The organism is Flavobacterium sp. (assembly GCF_017744675.1).
Classification (GTDB): domain Bacteria; phylum Bacteroidota; class Bacteroidia; order Flavobacteriales; family Flavobacteriaceae; genus Flavobacterium.
The window spans coordinates 521003-521660 of the sequence record NZ_JAGIAV010000001.1 but is presented as its reverse complement, the minus strand read 5'-3'; the positions used below and the strand labels follow the sequence as shown (position 1 = coordinate 521660).

Here is a 658-nt window from a genome sequence, read left to right as displayed (position 1 = left end):
CCGATGTTACGCGGAGATCGCAGAGCTTTTTTCGCAGAGTGCGCTGAGTTTTTTGAGTTTTTTTTGAAGGTCGCTGAGCTGTTGCCTTTATTTTATAGATTGTTGGCAACTCTTCTAATACCATTTTTTAATAATTCTTCGTTAAAGTTTATTAATAAACCGAGTTTGTAGTTTCCTAGTTTCAAATAGGTTAAGGTTTGTGCTAAGTGATTAACTGTTAATGCTTCAACGGCTTTAACTTCAATGACGAATTTGTTTTCGACTAGTAGATCAATTCTATACCCGCAATCTAATGTTATTTTTTCGAAGATTAAAGGCATTGTTTTTTCTTTTTCCACGTGAAAACCTCTCTGTTTGATTTTATAAAACAAACATTCTTTATAAACGTTTTCCAGCAAACCTGGCCCAAGTTTTTTGTGGATTTGAATTGCAAGCCCAATTACAATCGTTGAAATTTCATTTTCGCTCATTTCATAATTTTAACGCAGAATTTCGTATAAAAATAACAAATTTATCACAAAGGTCAAAGAGTTTTTTGCAAAGTTTTAAAAGATAAGAAGAAAAGATAAAAGTACGAGCTCTGCGACCTCATGCAAAGCATTCTCTCAAAAAACTCAGCGCACTCTGCGAAAACCTCTGCGCCCTCTGCGTTACAAAA

1 protein-coding gene is annotated in these 658 nt (G+C 34.2%); it reads right to left on the bottom strand.

Annotated features, from left to right (window positions below; translation table 11 throughout):
* Positions 1-92: 92 nt before the first annotated feature.
* Complete coding sequence (locus J7574_RS02220; RefSeq protein ID WP_290963591.1) at positions 93-470, bottom strand: GxxExxY protein; 378 nt, start codon at positions 468-470, stop codon at positions 93-95.
* Positions 471-658: the final 188 nt, after the last annotated feature.